16 protein-coding genes are annotated in these 20,571 nt (G+C 37.1%); 8 read left to right on the top strand and 8 right to left on the bottom strand.

Features of this window, described 5'->3' with window-relative positions; translation table 11 throughout:
- Positions 1-16 precede the first annotated feature (16 nt).
- The 4 genes from ACPF64_RS13455 to ACPF64_RS13440 all read left to right on the top strand — a co-directional run bounded on the left by ACPF64_RS13455 (position 17) and on the right by ACPF64_RS13440 (position 5,460).
- Positions 17-751 carry a fimbrial biogenesis chaperone gene (locus ACPF64_RS13455; protein WP_045432364.1) on the top strand — a complete coding sequence of 245 codons (735 nt, stop codon included), beginning with the start codon at positions 17-19 and terminating at the stop codon, positions 749-751.
- 58 nt (positions 752-809) lie between these two features.
- Entirely contained in the window at positions 810-3,368 is a 2,559-nt protein-coding gene (locus ACPF64_RS13450; protein ID WP_426453842.1) for a fimbria/pilus outer membrane usher protein, read from the top strand.
- Positions 3,365-4,375 carry a fimbrial protein gene (locus ACPF64_RS13445; protein WP_426453840.1) on the top strand — a complete coding sequence of 337 codons (1,011 nt, stop codon included), beginning with the start codon at positions 3,365-3,367 and terminating at the stop codon, positions 4,373-4,375. Before ACPF64_RS13450 ends, ACPF64_RS13445 begins: the two co-directional genes overlap by 4 nt.
- 113 nt (positions 4,376-4,488) lie before the next feature.
- Positions 4,489-5,460: a DUF4882 family protein gene (locus ACPF64_RS13440; RefSeq protein WP_426453838.1), complete on the top strand. Its 972-nt coding sequence runs from the start codon at positions 4,489-4,491 to the stop codon at positions 5,458-5,460.
- A gap of 56 nt (positions 5,461-5,516) precedes the next feature.
- On the opposite strand, the gene ACPF64_RS13435 is transcribed toward ACPF64_RS13440, so the two are convergent.
- Positions 5,517-6,626 carry an S-(hydroxymethyl)glutathione dehydrogenase/class III alcohol dehydrogenase gene (locus ACPF64_RS13435; protein WP_003651772.1) on the bottom strand — a complete coding sequence of 370 codons (1,110 nt, stop codon included), beginning with the start codon at positions 6,624-6,626 and terminating at the stop codon, positions 5,517-5,519.
- Between the two features lie 229 nt (positions 6,627-6,855).
- Entirely contained in the window at positions 6,856-8,727 is a 1,872-nt protein-coding gene (locus ACPF64_RS13430; protein WP_426453836.1) for a non-contractile tail sheath protein, read from the bottom strand.
- Positions 8,728-8,910: 183 nt separating this feature from the next.
- On the opposite strand from ACPF64_RS13430, the gene ACPF64_RS13425 reads away from it, so the two are divergent.
- The gene (locus ACPF64_RS13425; RefSeq protein WP_426453834.1) at positions 8,911-10,068 is read left to right on the top strand and encodes a catalase family protein; all 1,158 of its coding nucleotides are present in this window, start codon (positions 8,911-8,913) and stop codon (positions 10,066-10,068) included.
- Between the two features lie 43 nt (positions 10,069-10,111).
- Here ACPF64_RS13425 and ACPF64_RS13420 read toward each other — a convergent pair whose 3' ends face one another.
- The 3 genes from ACPF64_RS13420 to ACPF64_RS13410 form a co-directional block, all read right to left on the bottom strand.
- On the bottom strand, positions 10,112-10,420 hold the full coding sequence (locus tag ACPF64_RS13420; RefSeq protein WP_426453832.1) for a hypothetical protein: 309 nt from the start codon (positions 10,418-10,420) through the stop codon (positions 10,112-10,114).
- A gap of 349 nt (positions 10,421-10,769) precedes the next feature.
- Positions 10,770-11,225: a hypothetical protein gene (locus tag ACPF64_RS13415; protein ID WP_426453830.1), complete on the bottom strand. Its 456-nt coding sequence runs from the start codon at positions 11,223-11,225 to the stop codon at positions 10,770-10,772.
- 190 nt (positions 11,226-11,415) lie between these two features.
- Positions 11,416-11,850, bottom strand: coding sequence for a GFA family protein (locus tag ACPF64_RS13410; protein WP_080632070.1), 435 nt, complete (start codon positions 11,848-11,850; stop codon positions 11,416-11,418).
- A 223-nt stretch (positions 11,851-12,073) separates the two neighbouring features.
- Between ACPF64_RS13410 and ACPF64_RS13405 the strand changes: the two genes are divergently transcribed.
- Positions 12,074-13,639, top strand: a complete 1,566-nt coding sequence (locus ACPF64_RS13405) for a phospholipase D family protein (RefSeq protein ID WP_426453827.1) — start codon at positions 12,074-12,076, stop codon at positions 13,637-13,639.
- Between the two features lie 17 nt (positions 13,640-13,656).
- Here ACPF64_RS13405 and ACPF64_RS13400 read toward each other — a convergent pair whose 3' ends face one another.
- From ACPF64_RS13400 to adeR, 3 genes are all read right to left on the bottom strand, one after another.
- Positions 13,657-14,244: a uracil-DNA glycosylase family protein gene (locus ACPF64_RS13400; RefSeq protein ID WP_426453825.1), complete on the bottom strand. Its 588-nt coding sequence runs from the start codon at positions 14,242-14,244 to the stop codon at positions 13,657-13,659.
- Positions 14,245-14,362: 118 nt separating this feature from the next.
- Positions 14,363-15,430 carry a two-component sensor histidine kinase AdeS gene (gene adeS, locus ACPF64_RS13395; protein WP_426453823.1) on the bottom strand — a complete coding sequence of 356 codons (1,068 nt, stop codon included), beginning with the start codon at positions 15,428-15,430 and terminating at the stop codon, positions 14,363-14,365.
- Positions 15,420-16,151, bottom strand: a complete 732-nt coding sequence (gene adeR / locus ACPF64_RS13390) for an efflux system response regulator transcription factor AdeR (protein WP_426453821.1) — start codon at positions 16,149-16,151, stop codon at positions 15,420-15,422. The genes adeS and adeR overlap by 11 nt, the downstream gene beginning before the upstream one ends.
- Before the next feature lie 143 nt (positions 16,152-16,294).
- Here adeR and ACPF64_RS13385 point away from each other — a divergent pair, with 143 nt between their 5' ends.
- Positions 16,295-17,461, top strand: coding sequence for an efflux RND transporter periplasmic adaptor subunit (locus ACPF64_RS13385; RefSeq protein WP_426453819.1), 1,167 nt, complete (start codon positions 16,295-16,297; stop codon positions 17,459-17,461).
- Positions 17,458-20,565, top strand: coding sequence for an AdeB/AdeJ family multidrug efflux RND transporter permease subunit (locus tag ACPF64_RS13380; RefSeq protein ID WP_426453817.1), 3,108 nt, complete (start codon positions 17,458-17,460; stop codon positions 20,563-20,565). The genes ACPF64_RS13385 and ACPF64_RS13380 overlap by 4 nt, the downstream gene beginning before the upstream one ends.
- The last annotated feature ends 6 nt before the right edge of the window (positions 20,566-20,571 follow it).

The raw sequence follows: 20,571 nt of genomic DNA, 5'->3' as shown, positions 1-20,571 counted from the left end.
GGTTGAGAATTCTGAAATGAAATTGAACAGTTATAATTTTTTGTTAGGTTTAGCATTTGCTTCAACAGTTGTAGCACCTGCTACTCAAGCAGAAATTGTAATCCATGGCACTCGTGTAATTTATCCGTCGGATGCTAGAGAAGTTACGCTACAAGTTAGCAATAACGGTTCAAAACCAGCTCTTGTTCAAGCTTGGCTTGATGAAGGCGACTCAAAAAGCACTCCGGATCAATCAAAAGTTCCTTTTATGATTGCTCCCCCTATTTCTCGTGTTGAAGCTACAAAAAGTCAGACTCTTCGTATTACTGCTTTACCAACTGCTTCTCAGTTAAATCAGAAGCAAGAAACGGTTTTGTGGTTAAATGTTTTGGATATTCCTCCAAGACCAACTTCAAAAACTGAAAATACGACGCCTGATAATTTTCTGCAATTGGCAATTCGTTCACGCATTAAATTCTTCTATCGTCCAGCTTCAATTAAAGATGATGCGAATTTAGCTGCTGATAAGCTTCAATGGGTTAAATCTGGTCAAAATTTAACGGTAAAAAATCCAACTCCTTTTCATATCACAATGACCTCTGTTTACCAAAAGGCAGGTGATAAAAAAGTTGATTTATTACCTCAAGGTTTAATGATTAAACCTTTTTCTGAAGAATCTGTTCAGCTTAAGAATGGCAATCTTCAAGATATGAGTTTTATGAATGTCAATGACTATGGTGGTCGAGTCGAACACCAAATAAAACTTCAGTAATCAGATTTATCTTTTTAATAAATTTAAGCACCTATTATGTGAGTAGGCGGACTTAGCTATGCCAAAAAAAAGGCAAGAATCTTATAAATTATTAAAACGCCATATTTGTTACTACTTGGCTTCTGGTGTTGTCACGATGACAATGCCTGTATTCGTGCACGCTGAAGAAACAGTCGCGAGTGCTCCTGTAGAAGCTGAATTTGATTCTGCTTTTTTAATTGGTGATGCTCAAAAAGTTGATATTTCTCGTTTTAAATATGGTAATCCTGTTTTACCAGGTGAATATAATGTTGACGTTTATGTAAATGGCCAATGGTTTGGCAAACGTCGTATGTTTTTTAAAGCATTAGAATCAAATAAAAATGCTGTAACCTGCTTTACGGGAAATACTCTTGCTGAATATGGTGTAAAACAAGAGATTTTAGCGCAGCATGCTCCTCTTCAAAAAGAAAATAGTAGTTGTTATAAAATTGAAGAATGGGTTGAAAATGCATTTTATGAGTTTGATAACTCTCGTTTACGTGTAGATATCTCGATTCCACAAGTTGCTTTGCAAAAAAATGCGCAAGGCTATGTCGACCCAAGTTTATGGGATCGTGGAATTAATGCTGCTTTTCTATCTTATAACGGTAGTGCTTACAAAACATTTACTCAGTCTAATGATCAAAGCGAAACGACAAACGCGTTTATGGGTGTGACTGCTGGACTAAATTTAGGTGGTTGGCAATTACGTCATAATGGTCAATGGCAATGGCAAGACACTCCTGCCGAAAATCAATCTAAATCAAGTTACGAAGAAACAAGTACATATTTACAGCGAGCATTTCCGAAATATCGTGGTGTTTTAACACTTGGGGATAGCTTTACAAACGGCGAAGTATTTGACTCATATGGTTATCGTGGTATCGATTTCTCAAGTGATGATCGAATGTTGCCAAATAGTATGTTGGGCTATGCTCCGCGTATTCGTGGTAATGCCAAAACCAATGCAAAAATTGAAGTTCGTCAACAAGGTCAACTTATCTATCAAACAACGGTAGCTCCAGGTAACTTTGAAATTAATGACCTTTACCCTACTGGTTTTGGTGGTGAAATTGAAGTTACTGTTATTGAAGCTAACGGTGAAATACAGAAATTTGCCGTGCCTTATGCATCTGTTGTGCAGATGTTACGCCCTGGCATGAACCGTTATTCTTTAACTGTGGGTCAGTTCCGCGATCCAGACATTAATCTCGATCCTTGGGTTGTTCAAGGTAAATACCAACAAGGTATTAATAACTACCTAACAGGCTATACCGGTATACAAGCAACGGAAAATTATGCCGCTGTATTGTTGGGTGCTGCTTTTGCTACACCAATTGGTGCGATTGCACTTGACGTTACACATTCTGAAGCTGAGTTTGAAAACCAGTCCTCACAATCGGGGCAAAGTTTCCGTTTAAGTTATAGTAAGTTAATTACTCCGACCAACACAAACTTAACACTAGCAGCTTATCGTTACTCAACAGAAAACTTCTATAAATTACGTGATGCTCTACAGATCCGTGATTTTGAAGAAAAAGGTATTAATACTTACTCTGCTGGTCGTCAACGTAGTGAATTCCAAATTACCTTAAACCAAGGGTTACCTGAAGGTTGGGGTAACTTCTATGTAGTAGGTTCGTGGGTTGACTATTGGAACCGTAGCGAAAGTACTAAACAATATCAGGTTGGTTACAGTAATAACTTCCATGGCTTAACTTATGGTTTATCTGCAATTAACCGTAAAGTTGAATATGGTTCAACGAATCAAACACACGATACTGAATATTTAATGACATTATCGTTCCCGATTGATTTCAAAAAGAATTCGATTAACGTTAACGTTACTGCTTCTGAAGACAGCCGTACTGTTGGTGCAAGTGGAATGGTTGGAGATCGCTTTAGTTACGGCGCTTCAATGTCGCATCAGGACTATGCGAATCCATCATTTAACGTAAATGGTCGTTATCGTACTAACTATACAACTGTTGGTGGTTCTTATAGTGTGGCTGATTCTTACCAACAAGCGATGGTTAGCTTAACTGGTAGTGTGGTTGCGCATTCAGAAGGTATTTTATTTGGACCTGAGCAAGGCCAAACGATGGTACTTGTGCATGCGCCAGAAGCTGCCGGAGCAAAAGTTAATAATGCCGTTGGTTTAAGCGTGAATAAGGCTGGTTATGCAGTAGTTCCTTATGTAACTCCTTACCGTCTTAATGACATTACCCTTGACCCACAAGAAATGTCGAGCGAAGTAGAACTTGAAGAAACAAGTCAACGTATTGCACCTTTTGCTGGCGCAATTGCTAAAGTAGATTTTGCGACTAAGACAGGTTATGCAGTTTACATTAATAGTAAAACTGCTGATGGCAACAGTTTACCGTTTGCAGCTCAAGTCTTTAATCAGAAAGATGAAGCTGTCGGTATTGTTGCACAAGGTAGTATGATTTACTTACGTACTCCACTTGCTCAAGATCGTCTCTATGTGAAATGGGGCGATGAAAGCAATGAGCGTTGTTCAGTTGAGTACAACATCAGTAATCAGTTGCAAAATAAGCAACAAAGCATGGTAATGACTGAGGCTGTCTGCAAATGAAAAGAATATTATTAACAGGTGCTCTATTTACTGCTGGCCTTGGCATTTATGGCGAGGCTAATGCTGCATGTACCATGGTTAACTATAAAGCAAATGATGTGCTAATGGCGGTGGGCCGTGTCGTTGTGCGTCCTAGTGATCAAGTCGGTGCTATTTTAAGAAAAGCGACTTTTCCTATTACTCGGACTACGACACAAGCCAATAATTGTGATAGCCGAGATGTAGCAGTTGCGGAATTAACTCAAGCTTATCCATTAAGTTCTTTAGGCAATAGCATCTATACCACGAATATTCCCGGCATTGGTATTCGCCTCTATCGTGAAGCAGAGAATAATGCCAATTTTTCTGGTTATTACCCATATCAACGTACTGGCATTTCAGGTAATCGTTACTTAGCAGATGGCTATTTTGTGGTGGAAATTATTAAAATTGCTCCACAAACCGGTTCTGGAACATTAGTACCAGGCAGATATAGTAGTTATTATATCCGTGGTTTTCCAAATCAACCCTTTTTAACAAGTACTGTTAATGCTAATGCGATTACCATTGCGTCATCTTCATGTGAAATCCAAGGTAATATTAACAAAGTTGTACAGCTTCCAACCGTTACAAAGGCTGGCTTCAAAGGTGTTGGTTCTACTCAAGGTGAACAAACCTTTGATATGAACATTCTCTGTAATGGCGGTATCAACCCTACTGGCTACGAAGAGAAAAACCTCATTAGTTTAACTTACGACTTTACACAAGACGGCACAAATAATCAGGTATTGGCAAATACTGCTGCCGCATCTGAAAAAGCAAATGGTGTGGGCGTACAATTACTGTGGAATTATCAAAATAAAAATCAAGTCATCAAAAAAGGTGACAAATTAGCCCTAGGTACATTGTCTTCTAATCAGACACTTCAATATAACATACCGATGACTGCTCGCTACTACCAAACAGCAACAAATGTGACTGCTGGTAAAGTACGTGCAATGGCTACTGTAACTATTGAATATGATTAATCATATTCAATAGTTTATAAACCTAATAATTTCAAATATTTAAAAATTAATAATAAGTTTTACTTTATCAATATTTTCTCAAAATTTAATACTTAACGCGATAGGAATATTTTATGAAAAAAATAGGCATAGTTGCCGTTAGCGCTATTACATTATGTTGGGCAATGTATGAAGTATCTTCTGATAATACGACTACTCTATCTGAGAATGAATCTAGTCAAAAATTAGCATCTAAAAGCATTTCATCAACTACTAAGAATGAAAAATTAATACCTCAAACACTTTTAGCTCAAACTACATCCCTTAATTCTTCTGCCCCAGTCTGCAAATATAATTTTGATGCGACTCAAGAAGATTTCGATCTATGGAATAGTGAACACCCTGATTTTCCTACGAAAATATTTCCATTGATAAATGGTCAAAAATTTGGTTTTAAAGTGGAGCCTAGATTAGAAAGTGAGTATGGCGATTTAGATTATGTAGCTACAAATAAAGCTGGTGTTAATTCGACTAATGAGATTGGAGATTTAACAATACCTAACACAGGTATTATTGCATTTGAAATGGAGCATAAGATTCCAGTATCAGCTCTTGGAAACTCATCACTTGGAAATTCTAGTTATTATTCCTCTGGCATTGGATTTAGTGGTGTAACAAATAATGGTTATACAGTTAGATCCAACTATTGGTTTAATATGGGGAGTTATGATCCAGATTTTGGTGAAAATCCTGCTAGATTACACTATTATGTAGCCTACCGACTTAGTGATAACAGCGGCCCTGACAATCCATACTATAAGGGTCAAAACATGACAAATAGTTCAAATGGATACCAAAGATTAGGTATATATATTAATCAGAACACTAAACAGGTTGGCTTTATTTTAAATGGTGTTGATCAAGGCTATCAATCTACTTTGCCTGCCCCACTTGAGAATATAAGCTTTTCTGCCTCAAGTAGTATAGGAATATATTCTAATCAGTTATTTGGACAAGAGTTGTCTAATGAACTCATTACTGACCGTAATGCGCTACAGTTTAACTACCCGCAGGGCACAACAGACATGTGCGGTAATGCTATTTAAGATATAAAACTATGAAGTGTAAAAAAGGGCTGAATCACAGCCCTTTTTTCTTTTATTTAGAAATGAATGACTGTGCGAATTGATTTACCTTCGTGCATTAAATCAAAAGCGGTATTAATGTCTTGTAAAGGCATGGTATGCGTTACAAAAGGTTCAAGTTGAATCTCACCTTTCATGGCATCTTCAACCATTTTTGGAAGTTGTGAACGGCCTTTTACCCCACCAAACGCAGTACCTAACCATTTACGGCCAGTAACTAGCTGGAATGGACGAGTTGAAATCTCTTGACCTGCACCAGCAACACCAATAATGACTGATTGTCCCCAACCACGATGTGCACACTCTAGAGCCGAGCGCATAACATTGACGTTACCAATACATTCAAATGAATGATCTACGCCCCAGCCTGTCATTTCTACAATGACTTGTTGAATTGGTTTATCGTAATCTTTAGGGTTTAAGAAATCTGTAGCACCAAACTGCTTAGCAAGTTCAAATTTATCTGGGTTTGTATCTACCACAATAATTTGTCCTGCTTTCGCTTGACGTGCACCTTGTACAACAGCCAAACCAATACCGCCTAGGCCAAATACAGCAACAGAATCACCTTCTTGTACTTTAGCAGTGTTATGTACGGCACCAATACCTGTAGTTACGCCACAACCTAGTAAACAAACTTGCTCGTGATTCGCTTCAGGATTGATTTTAGCTAAAGATACTTCAGCAACTACCGTATATTCACTAAAGGTTGAACACCCCATGTAGTGGTAAATCGGTTCGCCATTATAAGAAAAACGCGTGGTTCCATCCGGCATTACACCTTTACCTTGTGTTGCACGTACTGCAACACACAAGTTGGTTTTCCCAGATTTACAAAATAAGCATTCTTTACATTCAGCGGTATAAAGTGGAATAACATGATCACCTGGTTGAACGCTCGTTACGCCCTCACCGACTTCAACCACTACACCTGCACCTTCATGACCTAAAATTGCAGGGAAAACACCTTCTGGGTCATCGCCTGATAGAGTGAAAGCATCGGTATGACATACCCCTGTATGGGTAATTTTTATTAAAACTTCACCAGCTTGAGGTGGTGCAACATCAACTTCAACAATTTCTAAAGGTTTTCCTGGGGCAAAGGCGACAGCTGCACGAGATTTCATCTTTGGGTTTCCTTTAAATCATTCGGTATTTATAGTCGAGCAAAATAGATTATGTAACGCTAATACAAGAGTTTAATTTTGCTTAAATTAAAATTGGCTTTCATGACAATCCATCACAGCATAGCCAGTCAGGTACGTCTAAGCAAGCCTATGTTTCAAAAAGAAGAAAACCTCTTACTTGAAGAGGTTGTCTATCAAATCACTTATCTTATAAACGGTTTATGTTTACTTATAGGTAAATATCTGGTGGATATGGTGTGTTATCACTAATTGGCGAATAAAGCGTATTTTCAACAAAGAAGCCATTTGGAGCTTGAGTGGTATCGATTGTAATGGAATCAAACATGACTTGTGGATATGCCCAGATAAATTGCTTCATCAACCCAAGAGAAACATTATTTTTCATGTCACCAAAAATTCGTTGCCAGATCGGTGTTCGATAAGGTTTGTTTTTATCAAAGCCATAAATATAGGCAATAGATGCATCAGGAACGAATCCTGATAAATAAATGACCTTATTTGCAGGATAGCCCAAACCTTGTATAGGTATTTGAGAAACTGCCTGATGTGCCAAGTCTAAGCGAGCTTCTAATAGCCAATCATAAGCTTCTGTCATCATGTAATCAAAATTAGGATATGAATAGTGCGTGCTTGGATAGTTAATATAAGTTGCTAGTGTCTGAATTGGAGATTGAATAGAAGGAAAGAAAATGAGTGGGCTAACTTTGGCAGTTGAATATTTTGCTTTGATAGCGGTACGAATGTTTTGACAGGTTTGTCCTAATTTATTTCTAAGCCATGTTTTAAACTCATCATAAGGAGTTCCTATTTTATTCATGGCCTCATAAATTGTACCTAAATCTGGTGCATATAAACCTGTATCTGCATTAAAAGCCAGTTTTGTTGGATAGTCATACACACAAGGTAGATTCGTGTCAGTGTTATACCACCACCAAGGTTCACCAATCTGCATGTTTACATCACATCCCCCGACAACCATTGCATCTGCAAACTCAATAAAGACTTTATGTAGATATGCCAAAGCATTTTGGTCACTTAAACTAAAAAAATAACTTGGTGGTTGGTAGCCTGTTTTACCCAAATTGCTATTCCAGTCACGCTGTGCCCAATACTCATTGGCCCCCAAGGAATACATTTCAAAGCTGACCCCAAAGATGGGCTGCATATTGGCGCTATGTAAAGCCTGAGCATATTTCTCATGCCATTTACGGGTACATGAGTTAACAACAGCTTCGCCCGTCACCAACGTATCAGGTATTTGCCATTTATTAATATCGCTTTTCCATTTCATTTCAGGATAATGCGACATTCCACAATAATGGTTAACCAAACCTTGATATCCCAAAGTGACCATATTGTTGACTAGGCGCTGCGGGTTTAAATCGTAATGGTCGTCATAGCTGGTACAGATACCATAATTGTGCTGAGGTACAACAACACGGCTCAAATTTAACTTCGCATTTGTTCCTATGACAACTGAGTTGGTCAGTCGAATATAACCATCTTGGGGCTGACTTAAAGGTGTAGCTGATTGGCCATTATATTGACTGGTAAAACCAGAAAAAGAAATTCTCTGAATATTGGTGACGGGAAAGCTATCTGTCGCAGAAAAACCAGCTTTCACCGTATCCCAATTAATATGGATATGCGCCGTACGAGATGAAGGATTATTTGCATAGTTAAACAAGACGACATATGCAATTTTATCTATGCCATTCTCATTATAGTACACCGTTAAAGTCGGTGTTAAACTCGCATTGTTAAGCACAGGCATCGAAGCCGACAATTCAATATCGAAATCCCAAATTACCCCTGCATAGCTGTATTTAGTTTCATAAGCTAAAAATTTATGATCTTTAGTGTCATAAGAGTCCCATGTAATTCCTACCAAATCATTTGCCATGCGCGACCTAAAAGATGCTTCAAAACCATTTCCATAACTAGTAATGGCAAAAGACATGGTTTGCGGGCCGTCTATTCTCCAATAAATAGGGCTAAATCGATCAATAAGTGTATTTTGAGTGATTGGATGAGGTGATGAATTAGAATTATTTTGCACATTTTGTCGATTAGTTATCATGTCGTCATTCTCTTAATGTATTAAGAAGATTTATATTAAATAATAATTCCTTTTTTATTGTTCAGATAAGTAACAATGACGTTTAAATTATTTACAGTTAATATTTTTTATAAAGCTCAAAATAAACTTAAACAAGAATTCTTAATATTATCCTAAAATATTTTTGCACTGAGGAGATAGTAAATGTCAAATTTTATGCAGCCTCTATATTTTAAGGCATTGTTTGTATTTACTCCTCTTGTATTTGCACTAACAGGTTGTAGTGAAACTTTACATTCCCAAAGAACCATACCAATAAAGACATCTTCAGAAAGTATCGCTTATCCCGAAGTTGATACCGTTTTAGGGGAAAAGTTACAGCCTAATGAGGAAGCAGTAGCCCAGAACATAGCTCAAGTCATTGAAAAGTCAATTCGTGAACAATATACGGCGGGAAATGCTTTACGTGATGCGCATCCTAAAGCACATGGGTGTGTTCGAGCTGAATTTCATGTCTCAAAAAATATGCCTGCTCAGTTTGCTAAAGGCGTTTTTATGCCAGACCAAAGTTATCAAGCATGGATTCGCTTTTCCAATGCTTCTAATGACGCCTCTAGTGCTGACATTGACAAAGATGCACGTGGCATAGCGATAAAACTTTTAGGTGTATCTGGAGAGAAAATTTTAGAAAGTGAAAAGCAAGCAACTACCCAAGATTTTATTATGATTAATCACCCTGTCTTTTTTGCGAATGATGCTAAACGATACCTTTCTTTTATAAATGATGTGAATAGCCATAATATGATTAGAAAACTTCATATTCCATTTGCCTTAGGTTTTAAAGGAACAATGAATGCACTCGGAGCACGTAATTCACAAATTGCAAATCCACTCTATGCGCGTTACTGGTCTATGGTTCCCTATCAGTTAGGCCTGGGTAATGATCGACAAGCGGTTAAATATTCAGTACGTGCTTGCTCAGTGACAGCAAATAATCTACCTAAAAATCCTAGTCATGATTTTTTAAGAGAAGCTTTAAAAAATACTTTACAGCAAACAGATGCCTGTATGGAGTTCCTTATTCAGCCTCGAACTTCAAGTCAAATGTTAGTAGAAGACTCGATGACAGAATGGGATGAGAAAGCGGCTCCTTTTTATCAAGTAGCAACTATTCATATTCCAAAGCAGAATTTTGATACGCTCGAGCAAAATAAGTTCTGTGAAAATCTGTCTTTTACGCCGTGGCATGCCTTACCTGCACATAAGCCACTAGGTGCAGTAAATCGAATGCGTAAAGTCATTTATGAAAATATAAGCAGGATTCGACATGATATGAATTCAGCGTCTAGACAAGAACCTTAAGAACGTTGCCCCTCTCGGCTTAGCATTTAAAGGAGAACCTTACTTATTTAATGACTTCTTTACTGGTGTCTATGGTGATTCGATCAATGAAATCTGCCAGCCATAAAATAAAGTCATCTTCATTTTCATGTTTTGGAATCAAGCTCATATCTACTTGAATGAGTAATTCAATTTGCACGCTAACAACAGCACCTTCGAAGTTCACAAAGTTATATAAAAATTTTAATTCTGTGCCTGAAATGGCTTTTTCAATTTCTATAATTAAATTATTTAGGTTTTTAAAGTAATTTTTTGAATGTTTATTTTTAATATTTTTATTAATTTTCTCTGCTAATAATAAGTATTTTGGCATTTTTATCTCCTTATTAATTATTTATAAAATATAAGTATAAGATTGTAGTTGTAAAAATAAATTTTTAATTTTATTAAGATTGTTGCTGTTTTTTAATTTTAATTGATAAATTATGAATATCATAACTATTTATTGTTTTAATAAAGTGATCTAATTTAAATTTTATTCCGATTAAATTGGTAGGTATTTTAGCAGTCAGCTAAAAATTTATATTTTAAAAGCTCTATATTATTTTAAATATTGAACATTTTAAAAATCGCTATTAAAAAACCGCCCCAGAAGGCGGTTGCTGAATTTACAGCGATATATAGAAGTGTAGTGGACAATCACTTCTATATTTTTTTTAAACTTATTTTTCTTCTTTTATAATTTTAGTAAAGGCATCTGACTTGAAATAATTAATAATCATCTCTCCATCATCAGCTGTAGATGATGACACTTTAGGAAGTTCATCATAGCTAAACTTAAAATCTGGAGGGATAAATTGTGAGATCGGGGGTAGCTTAGCCTCTCCTCCTGTTGTAATTCTTTCAATAAAACCTGCGAGCCAAAGAATATATTCATCTTTATTTTTATGGTTGGGCATGAGGCTCATATCCAACTTAATCGCACACTCTTCTAACGGCTTGGTTAAGCACTCATCAAAATCTATAAAATTATATTTAAGTTTAAACTTGGTTCCTTTAATTTCCTTACGAATTACACCAACCAAATGATTTAAGGTCTCTGCTGAGCTTTCTGAAAATAAATTTTTGTCCTCAATCTTTTTGTACACATTCTCAGCGATGATTAAATATTGTGGCATCTCTATTTTCTCCCTTTTATTGTTTAGCTACTCACTCAGCCTTTTAAGGAAGTATGATAGATATCATGTTTTCTAATGTAATTGTTGTACTGCCAATTGTAATTAATGTGTGTTTGTGAAATCTGAAAGCATAGCTATTCCTAAAAATTAAAGATAACGCAAAGCAAGTCTCTTTTTAGAGAAAATTATTCTAATCAAAAAATATTTTTAGTTCATCTAAAGTTGGAAGCTGGTTATAAGATTCATCTGCCTCTATTGTGTTCGCCCAGTTTGACTTTGAAAACACGCAAAAATTAAGTTTTTTTAGCACAGCAATGTCTTTATCTAATAAGCCTAATGGTATCCACATAAAATGTGTATTTCCAACTAGGTTGGGTACTGGCGATCCACATTTACTACAAAATGAAGATGTGAAACCTGTTTCCTTTTTATAAGTACGAATAAGTTCTAAACCTGATAACCATTTAAATTTGTCTTTGCCGACCAAAGTGGCCGCGTTTGATCCCGTTCCCGATTGTTTTCGGCAGAGACTACAGTGGCAGTGATAGATAGTCTCTATCTCGTTGGTAATTGAAAATTTGACTTCATTACATAGACAAGAACCCATATGACTCATCTCGAGCATCCTTAAAAAATAATATTGAATATAGCATTAGGTTTAAAAAGGTTAAATTTAACTTTATATTTTTAAAAGGCTATGTTTTCTTAGAAATACCTATAAAAATAAGGAATTGCTAGCGTTGAGGCTTGGCACAATGCATTTATAAGGTTTAATATGAATTCTGACATATAAATTGAATATAAGAATGCTCTGATAGGTTTAACTTGGATGCAGATTAAATGCTTACATGATCAATCAGCTATACCAGCATTACAGTACTATAGCTTCAAGTGCTTGGGGCTTTACGGATTTACCCTCTTATACAGATACATACGATCCTAATGAGAATGATACAGTGACGAATAGCTTTAATTGGTTGAATGATGAGCAAGCTACAGAAAAAACAGAACAAGGATTAACTGCTTTTGTGGCATTAGATGATGCCTTTATTAGCATAGCTTCTCGTATGTATCTCATTAGAAATGCAAAAGAAAAAATCGATTTACAATATTATATTTGGACAAACGATTTTGTTGGAAACTTAATGCTGCATGAGTTACTAACGGCGGCAGATCGTGGCGTAAAAATCCGCTTACTCATCGATGATCAAAATGGAGTAAAGCTTGATGGAGTTCTAAGAAGCCTTCTCCACCATCCTAATTTTGAAATTCGATTATTTAATCCATATAAATTTAGATATTTAAGAATTTTAGACTATATTTTTCGTTTCAAAAAAGTAAACCATCGCATGCATAATAAATTAATTATTGCAGATGGAGCGATTGCCGTAACAGGTGGTCGAAATATCAGTAGTGAATATTTTGATGCAAGTAGTAAGTTTCAATTTACTGACTTAGATATTTTATTTTATGGACACACGGTACAGCATGCCCAGACTGTCTTTAATGATTTCTGGCAAAGCGAGCTAAGCCAAGATGCTACTGAGCTTATCGGAACTTGTGCTGTCCACCACTTACAATCGTTACGACAGCACTATCATGATTTAATTCATGAAAGTGAAAATCATACTCAAACCGAAGATAAGCTTTACGATGCTCAAAGCTATTTAAAAGAACTCTTAGAGCACTATCCCATTCAATGGTCAAAAGCGTATTTTGTTGCGGACTCACCTAAAAAAATCTTAGGAGTAGCCTCTAAAGAAGAGATGCTTTATGGGCAAGTCATGAAGATTATGGGTGAACCAAAGCAGCATATAGAATTAGCTTCTGCTTATTTTGTTCCCACACAACAGGGCGCGTATTATTTAAAACAGCTAAAGGTGCAAGGAGTTAAAGTCAGGGTTTTAACCAATTCTTTTGCTGCAAATGATGTGGCGATTGTGCATGCATTTTATAGTCAATATCGAGTCGAAATGCTCAAAAGCGGTGTAGAACTATTTGAGTTTAAGCCATTTTTAGAACGTAGACGTAGAACATGGTATGAGGTTGTGACTGGAAGTGTGATTCCGGCAAAAGGCAAAAATAAATCAAGTTTACATGCCAAGTTCTTTGACGTAGACGGTAAAGTATTTATTGGATCATTTAATTTTGATCCGCGTTCGACTTACTTAAATACTGAAGTGGGTCTTGTTATTGAGTCGAGTCAATTACAGGCTCAAGTTTCGGTGATGCTTGATCAGCATTTACCACAAGTTGCTTATCAGCTTAAGTTAAATAGTGAAGGAAAAATTATTTGGTTAGATTATCAATCTAATGGAAAAGTTATTGAATATGAAAACGACCCCGATACGAGCCTTTTCCAACGCACAATGATTAAAGCTGTTTCATATTTGCCAGTTGAATGGATGATGTAACAGCACTTCAATTTTATTTATAAGATATCAATCTCTTGAAAGAATTTTTGATAAGCCTCTGCTTTTTTCTCTAATGCCAATGGATAAGCTCTAGATGAAGATGGTAAGCGGTATAAATTAATATCTCGCCCTACAAAGCAAGTCGATGTAGAGGTTCCTATAAGTGGTTTTTCAGTGTGCTCTGGTAAAACAGAAATTAAAGTATCAGTCGCTTTATCACCTGTAGTCATGATGGTCTGACATAGAGGAATCTGCTGAAGTAACACAGCAAGATCTGTTGGCGTTACTATTTCAAGAAATTTATCTGCGGCATTCCCCTTCAATCGCTTAATTTGGTAAGCCGTGTCAAAGATTGCAATACCTGTTTCAATCAAGAAATTTCGAATACGTTCTTCATTAAAATTTTTCTGGTTTTCACTTAAAAAGTGGGTTTTATCTTGAAAAAAAATTAAACCGAAAATACGCCACATGTCATTTTGAAAATTTGGATAGTAAAAATCCATCTTCCATTTATTACGCGGTGGTGGAAAGCTACCTAACATGAGTAAACGGGCATTTTCGGGTAAAAATGGTTCAAGTGGATGTGTTTCTATCTCAATTGTCATAAAAAATCAGTATTTACTTAAAAATTCTATAAATAAATTAACCTATTTTCGAGTTAATCACGAGTCAAGAAATGCAATTTCTCTTAATTAAAGCGTTAAGGGAATGCTACTAAGGAGATCATTCTTGAGGAATGCTTATTTTAAAAATGCTATGTGAATGTTGATTGAGATAATCGACCTGACCTTTATGGGCAATGACTAGCGCTTGTACAACTGAAAGACCTAAGCCAGTACCGCCTAACTCTTTATTTCTTGATTGTTCTAATCTAAAGAAAGGATTAAATAAATCTTTGCGATGCTCCGCTGAAATGCCTGGCCCTTCATCTTCTATTTCAAGAATCCAGTTAGATTGGTCTTGTCTTGTTGAAACAAGTAGCTTCCCCGGATTTGCATATCGGGTAGCATTATCAAGTAAAGCAATTAAAACTTGTTCTATACGCCTTTGATCACACTTAACTTCTGATGCTTGAATGTCAAAAATGACTTTAAGGTGAGCTTTTTCTAATTTTTCTTGAAACATGTGCACGACTTTGTGAGCAGTTTCATTAAAAAGAGTCGTTTCGAGGTTAAGTCTAAGCTGTTGGTTTTCAAAAAGGCTTAATGTACGTAAGTCTTCAACTAAATTTGACAGACCTTCAACTTGATTAAGTAAATTTTTAAATAAGATAGGATCTGCTTCAAAAACACCATCAATAATCCCCTGTAACCTGCCCTGCAAAATAGTGACTGGAGTTCGTAACTCATGTGCAATTGCAGCATTCCAGACATGAGCGTTTTCAACTGAGGTTTCGAGCTTTTGAGCCATATCATTAAAATTGTCCATCAACTCTGCAATTTCAGAAGAATGGTGGGTCGGTTTTTCTACTCGTGCAGTTAAATCCCCATGGCTAATTTTTTTTGCTGCATCTGCTAATAGATTAATAGGCACAATAAAACGTTGAGCAAGCTTTATGCCTAAAATAATTGATAATGCTGTGCCAAACAGAAGCACGGCAAATAACCATATGCCATCTAAATAGTGGAAAAACTCATCACTTTCTTTGAGTTTTTCAAGAGAAATAAGACCCACTTCAATTGCAATATAATAGGTGCCGTAGCCTAAAATGAGCGAACTCAGCGTAACACTTAGACTGGTAAAGCTCAGTGCGATAATAAGTTGTTTACTAATGCCCGTTTTATTTTTCATGAGGATTATCCAGCCTATAACCTACTCCACGAACATTAATGAGCATATTGTGTAAGCCCAGATCTTCTATTTTCTTTCGTAGCTTACTAACGTGGCTATCGACCGTGCGTTCTAATGCATCTCGATCTGGTAAGCACTGATTCATCAGTTCAGAGCGGGTAAAAACTTTATGAGGATGAGGCAACATCAACAACAAAATTTTGTACTCAGTCAGCGTTAAATTAAGTGCTTGTTGTTTTTCATCCGAATAAATATAGGCTGTATGAATTTCTGTATTCACTTCAATATTTTTATAAATTAAGTTCCGGTTAGGCGTTTGCTGATTTTGTTGAGTACGTCGTAATACTGCTTGTACACGTGCGACTACTTCATTTGGGTTAAATGGTTTTACCACGAAGTCATCCGCACCAATTCGTAAAGCCATGACTTTATCGATTTCTTGATCTAAAGCAGTCAGCATAATTACAGGTGTAGCTGCTTTTTGCCGAATTTTATTCAGGACTTCCCACCCACTCAATTCGGGCATTTTTATATCCAGAATAACCAGATCAATCGGCTGCGTTGCATGTATTTCAATCGCCTGCTTACCATTCATGGCCCGTACAACACGCATGCTTTCGCGCTTAAGATAATGTTCAATAATATCGCCAATATCATATTCATCTTCTACGACAAGAATAAGCTTATCCTGACAGTTGAACGTAAAGCTTGGCTCGAACATATGAATAAAACGCGAGAAAAATTTGATTTATCATACGCGTATTTTTTGATAAATCTCCACACTTTTTCCACATATTCGTGATTTTCGTTACACACATATCAAAAATAATGTCAGCATCTAGAAGTCCATTAGGTGTTATAAAAGTGCAAAAGCATTTTTTAGTTCCATTCGTTTTATCTTTCAGTCTTGTGTTACATGGTTGTGGGACAGAACAAGCAAGTGATCAAACACAGGTATCTACAGCTAAAGTTACCGTTATTTCAGTTCAACCGCAGCCGATTAATTTTAGCGAAAATTTGCCCGCTCGCGTTCAAGCTTTCAGGACTGCCGAAATTCGCCCTCAAGTTGGTGGCATTATTGAAAAAGTTTTATTTGCTCAAGGTAGTGAAGTTAAAGCTGGACAACCGCTATATAAAATAAACTCAGAGACATTTGAGGCAGATGTAAATAGTAATCGAGCTGGGCTAAATAAAGCAGAAGCGGAAGTAAATCGTTTAAAAATACAACTCGAACGCTATCAGCAACTTTTACCAAGTAACGCAATTAGTAAGCAAGAAGTGAGTAACGCCGAAGCGCAATATCGACAATCGATTGCAGATGTTGCCCAAATGAAAGCTTTGTTGGCTCGCCAAAATCTTAATTTACGGTACGCGACAGTACGAGCACCGATTTCAGGACGTATTGGTAAATCATTTGTGACTGAAGGTGCATTAGTTAGCCAAGGTGATAGCAATACTATGGCTACAATTCAACAAATTGATCGTGTGTATGTCGATGTAAAACAGTCTATTGGTGAATATGAGCGTTTACAGGCAGCTTTACAAAGTGGAGAGCTATCTGCCAACAATCAAAAAGATGTGCAGATTCTAAATAGTTTAGGACAACCCTATAACGTCTCGGCAAAAATGCTTTTTGAAGACATTAATGTTGACCCTGAAACTGGCGATGTCACCATCCGTATTGAAGTAAATAACTCTGAAAGAAAATTACTTCCGGGCATGTATGTGCGCGTCACTATTGAACGTGCTTCGGTTCCTCAGGCTTTACTCGTTCCAGAACAAGCAATTCAGCGCAATATGAACGGCGACCCGCAAGTCTACGTGGTAAATGCCAAAGGTGGTGCAGACGTTCGCCCTGTAGAATTGGGGCAACAATATGAGCAATTTTATCTCATCAATAAAGGGCTTAAAGCAGGCGACAAAGTTGTTGTTGAAGGTATAGAACGTATTCAGCCAAACCAGAAGCTGGCGATTTCCGTATGGAAAGCAGCTTCAGCAGAAAATACGGCGAAGCAAGGAGACACGAAATGATGTCTCAATTCTTTATTCACCGTCCTATTTTTGCATGGGTCATTGCGATTTTTATTATTTTATTTGGTGTACTCAGTATTCCAAAGTTACCCATTGCCCGCTTTCCGAGTGTCGCACCACCTGAAGTCAACATTACAGCAAGTTATCCGGGCGCTACTCCCAAAACTATTAATGATAGCGTCATTACCCTCATTGAACGGGAAATGTCGGGAGTAAAAAACCTACTCTACTATAGTGCGACAACCGATTCATCTGGTACTGCTGAAATTACCGCGACTTTTAAACCCGGTACCGATGTCGATATGGCTCAAGTCGATGTACAGAATAAAATTAAGGCTGTTGAAGCACGATTACCACAAGTCGTCCGCCAACAAGGTTTATCTGTAGAAGCATCTTCATCAGGCTTTTTAATGCTTGTAGGCTTAAATTCACCTAATCACCGCTATTCAGAAGTAGATTTGAGTGACTATCTGGTTCGTAATGTGGTTGAAGAGCTTAAACGTGTTGAAGGTGTTGGAAAAATTCAATCCTTCGGTGCTGAGAAAGCAATGCGGATTTGGGTAGATCCAAACAAGTTAGTCTCTTATGGATTATCAATAAGCGATGTAAACAATGCGATTCGAAATAATAATATTGATATTGCACCGGGTCGGCTTGGCGATAGGCCTTTAATTAACGGTCAACTAATTACCGTACCTTTGTCAGCTCAAGGACAGCTTGAAAATGTTGAGCAGTTCAAAAATATTAGTCTAAAGAGCAACATTAGTGGTGCCAACATTAAGTTGTCGGATGTAGCCGATGTAGAAATGGGCGCTCAGTCATATAACTTTGCCATTTTAGAAAATGGTAAACCTGCAACTGCTGCGGCGGTTCAACTTAGCCCTGGTGCAAATGCGGTAAAAACAGCGGAAGGTGTCAAACAGAAACTCGAAGAATTAAAAGTAAATTTACCCGAAGGTATGCAGTTTAGTGTTCCATACGATACTGCGCCTTTTGTTAAGGTTTCGATAGAAAAAGTAGTTCATACATTAATTGAAGCCATGGTTTTGGTTTTTATTGTGATGTATCTATTTCTTCATAATGTTCGCTATACCTTAATTCCTGCGATTGTGGCTCCAATTGCCCTGCTTGGTACCTTTACCATCATGCTTTTAACAGGTTACTCAATTAATGTGTTAACCATGTTTGGTATGGTGCTTGCGATCGGGATTATTGTCGATGACGCGATTGTGGTCGTTGAGAATGTTGAACGGATTATGGCAACCGAAGGTTTAGCACCTAAAGAAGCAACTTCAAAGGCCATGACCGAAATTACCAGCCCGATTATTGGTATTACTTTGGTGTTGGCAGCAGTGTTTTTACCCATGGCTTTGGCGAGTGGTTCGGTCGGCATTATCTATCGCCAGTTTACTATTACCATGTCGGTTTCAATTTTATTCTCGGCATTTTTAGCACTTACTCTTACACCCGCCCTTTGCGCAACCTTATTAAAACCGATTGATGCACATCATCAAAAGAAAGGATTTTATGCATGGTTTGATCGTAGCTTTGACAAAGTCACAAAAAAATATGAAGTTCTTCTACTTAAAGTCGTTAAACATACTATTCCGACTTTAGTCATTTTTGTGGTGATTACGGGGCTAACTTTTGCAGGAATGAAATATTGGCCAACTGCTTTTATGCCTGAAGAAGATCAGGGCTGGTTTTTGACTTCATTCCAGTTACCATCCGATGCAACAGCTGAACGAACTCAAAAAATCGTCAAAGAATTTGAAGACCATTTAAACGAGCGGTCAGATGTAAAAAGCAATATTTCAATTATGGGCTGGGGATTTAGTGGCGCTGGACAAAACGTAGCACTCGCTTTTACAACCTTAAAAGATTTTAGTGAACGTGATAAATCCACGACCGACTATACTAACTTCATTAATGCAGAAATGGCGAATAGTAAAGAAGGTACAACGATGTCTGTACTTCCTCCTGCCATTGATGAATTAGGTACATCTTCAGGCTTTAGCTTGCGCTTACAAGACAAAGCAAATTTAGGAATGCCTGCCTTAATTTCTGCACAAGAAAAACTTATGGAAATGGCTGCTCAAAACAAAAAGTTTTATATGGTTTATCCTGAAGGTTTACCCGAAGGTGACAATATTAGCTTGAAAATAGACCGTGAGAAGTTAAGTGCTCTAGGTGTAAGTTTTGCTTCAGTTTCAGATATTATTTCGACTTCAATGGGGTCAATGTATATCAATGATTTTCCGAACCAAGGACGAATGCAGCAAGTTATTGTTCAAGCCAATGCAAAATCACGAATGCACTTAAAAGATATTTTAAGTTTGAAGGTTGCGGGCGCAAACGGACAACTGGTTTCTCTATCTGAGGTTGTAACTCCTCAGTGGAATAAGTTGCCTCAGCAATATAATCGCTACAATGGCCGTCCTTCATTAAGTATCGCTGGTGTTCCTAACATGGGTGTATCTTCTGGCGATGCGATGCGAGAAATGGAAAACCTTATTGCTAAGCTTCCTCAAGGAATTGGTTATGAGTGGACAGGTATTTCTTTGCAGGAAAAACAGTCTGAATCTCAAATGGTATTTCTTATTGCTTTATCAATGTTGGTCGTGTTTTTAGTGTTAGCTGCACTTTATGAAAGTTGGTCAATTCCGTTATCAGTTATGCTGGTTGTTCCTTTAGGAATCTTTGGTGCAATTTTAGCTATTATTTTAAGAGAAATACCAAATGATATTTTCTTCAAAATTGGTCTAATTACCATTATTGGCCTATCTGCCAAAAATGCGATCTTAATTGTTGAGTTCGCAAAAATGCTCAAAGAAGAAGGAATGAGTTTAGTTGAAGCAGCCGTTGCAGCAGCGAAATTACGCTTACGCCCAATTCTAATGACTTCCCTTGCCTTTACTTGTGGTGTGATTCCATTGGTGATTGCAAGTGGAGCGAGTTCAGAAACTCAACATGCGCTAGGTACAGGCGTATTTGGAGGGATGATATCTGCGACGATTCTGGCAATCTTTTTTGTCCCAGTATTCTTTATATTTGTGTTGGGAGCAGCAGAAAAATTCTTCTCTAAGAAGAAAATTAGCTCTTAGTTAAAT

Source organism: Acinetobacter sp. KB005 (assembly GCF_049949095.1).
Taxonomy (GTDB): Bacteria; Pseudomonadota; Gammaproteobacteria; order Pseudomonadales; family Moraxellaceae; genus Acinetobacter; species Acinetobacter calcoaceticus.
This window is presented reverse-complemented; position numbering and strand designations above follow the sequence as displayed.

Excerpts from the sequence above, each read along its gene's own strand:
- ACPF64_RS13455 (WP_045432364.1), top strand. The coding sequence starts at position 17 with ATGAAATTGAACAGTTATAATTTTTTGTTAGGTTTAGCATTTGCTTCA.
- ACPF64_RS13450 (WP_426453842.1), top strand. The coding sequence starts at position 810 with ATGCCAAAAAAAAGGCAAGAATCTTATAAATTATTAAAACGCCATATT.
- ACPF64_RS13445 (WP_426453840.1), top strand. The coding sequence starts at position 3,365 with ATGAAAAGAATATTATTAACAGGTGCTCTATTTACTGCTGGCCTTGGC.
- ACPF64_RS13440 (WP_426453838.1), top strand. The coding sequence starts at position 4,489 with ATGAAAAAAATAGGCATAGTTGCCGTTAGCGCTATTACATTATGTTGG.
- ACPF64_RS13435 (WP_003651772.1), bottom strand. The coding sequence starts at position 6,626 with ATGAAATCTCGTGCAGCTGTCGCCTTTGCCCCAGGAAAACCTTTAGAA.
- ACPF64_RS13430 (WP_426453836.1), bottom strand. The coding sequence starts at position 8,727 with ATGATAACTAATCGACAAAATGTGCAAAATAATTCTAATTCATCACCT.
- ACPF64_RS13425 (WP_426453834.1), top strand. The coding sequence starts at position 8,911 with ATGTCAAATTTTATGCAGCCTCTATATTTTAAGGCATTGTTTGTATTT.
- ACPF64_RS13420 (WP_426453832.1), bottom strand. The coding sequence starts at position 10,420 with ATGCCAAAATACTTATTATTAGCAGAGAAAATTAATAAAAATATTAAA.
- ACPF64_RS13415 (WP_426453830.1), bottom strand. The coding sequence starts at position 11,225 with ATGCCACAATATTTAATCATCGCTGAGAATGTGTACAAAAAGATTGAG.
- ACPF64_RS13410 (WP_080632070.1), bottom strand. The coding sequence starts at position 11,850 with ATGCTCGAGATGAGTCATATGGGTTCTTGTCTATGTAATGAAGTCAAA.
- ACPF64_RS13405 (WP_426453827.1), top strand. The coding sequence starts at position 12,074 with ATGATCAATCAGCTATACCAGCATTACAGTACTATAGCTTCAAGTGCT.
- ACPF64_RS13400 (WP_426453825.1), bottom strand. The coding sequence starts at position 14,244 with ATGACAATTGAGATAGAAACACATCCACTTGAACCATTTTTACCCGAA.
- adeS (WP_426453823.1), bottom strand. The coding sequence starts at position 15,430 with ATGAAAAATAAAACGGGCATTAGTAAACAACTTATTATCGCACTGAGC.
- adeR (WP_426453821.1), bottom strand. The coding sequence starts at position 16,151 with ATGTTCGAGCCAAGCTTTACGTTCAACTGTCAGGATAAGCTTATTCTT.
- ACPF64_RS13380 (WP_426453817.1), top strand. The coding sequence starts at position 17,458 with ATGATGTCTCAATTCTTTATTCACCGTCCTATTTTTGCATGGGTCATT.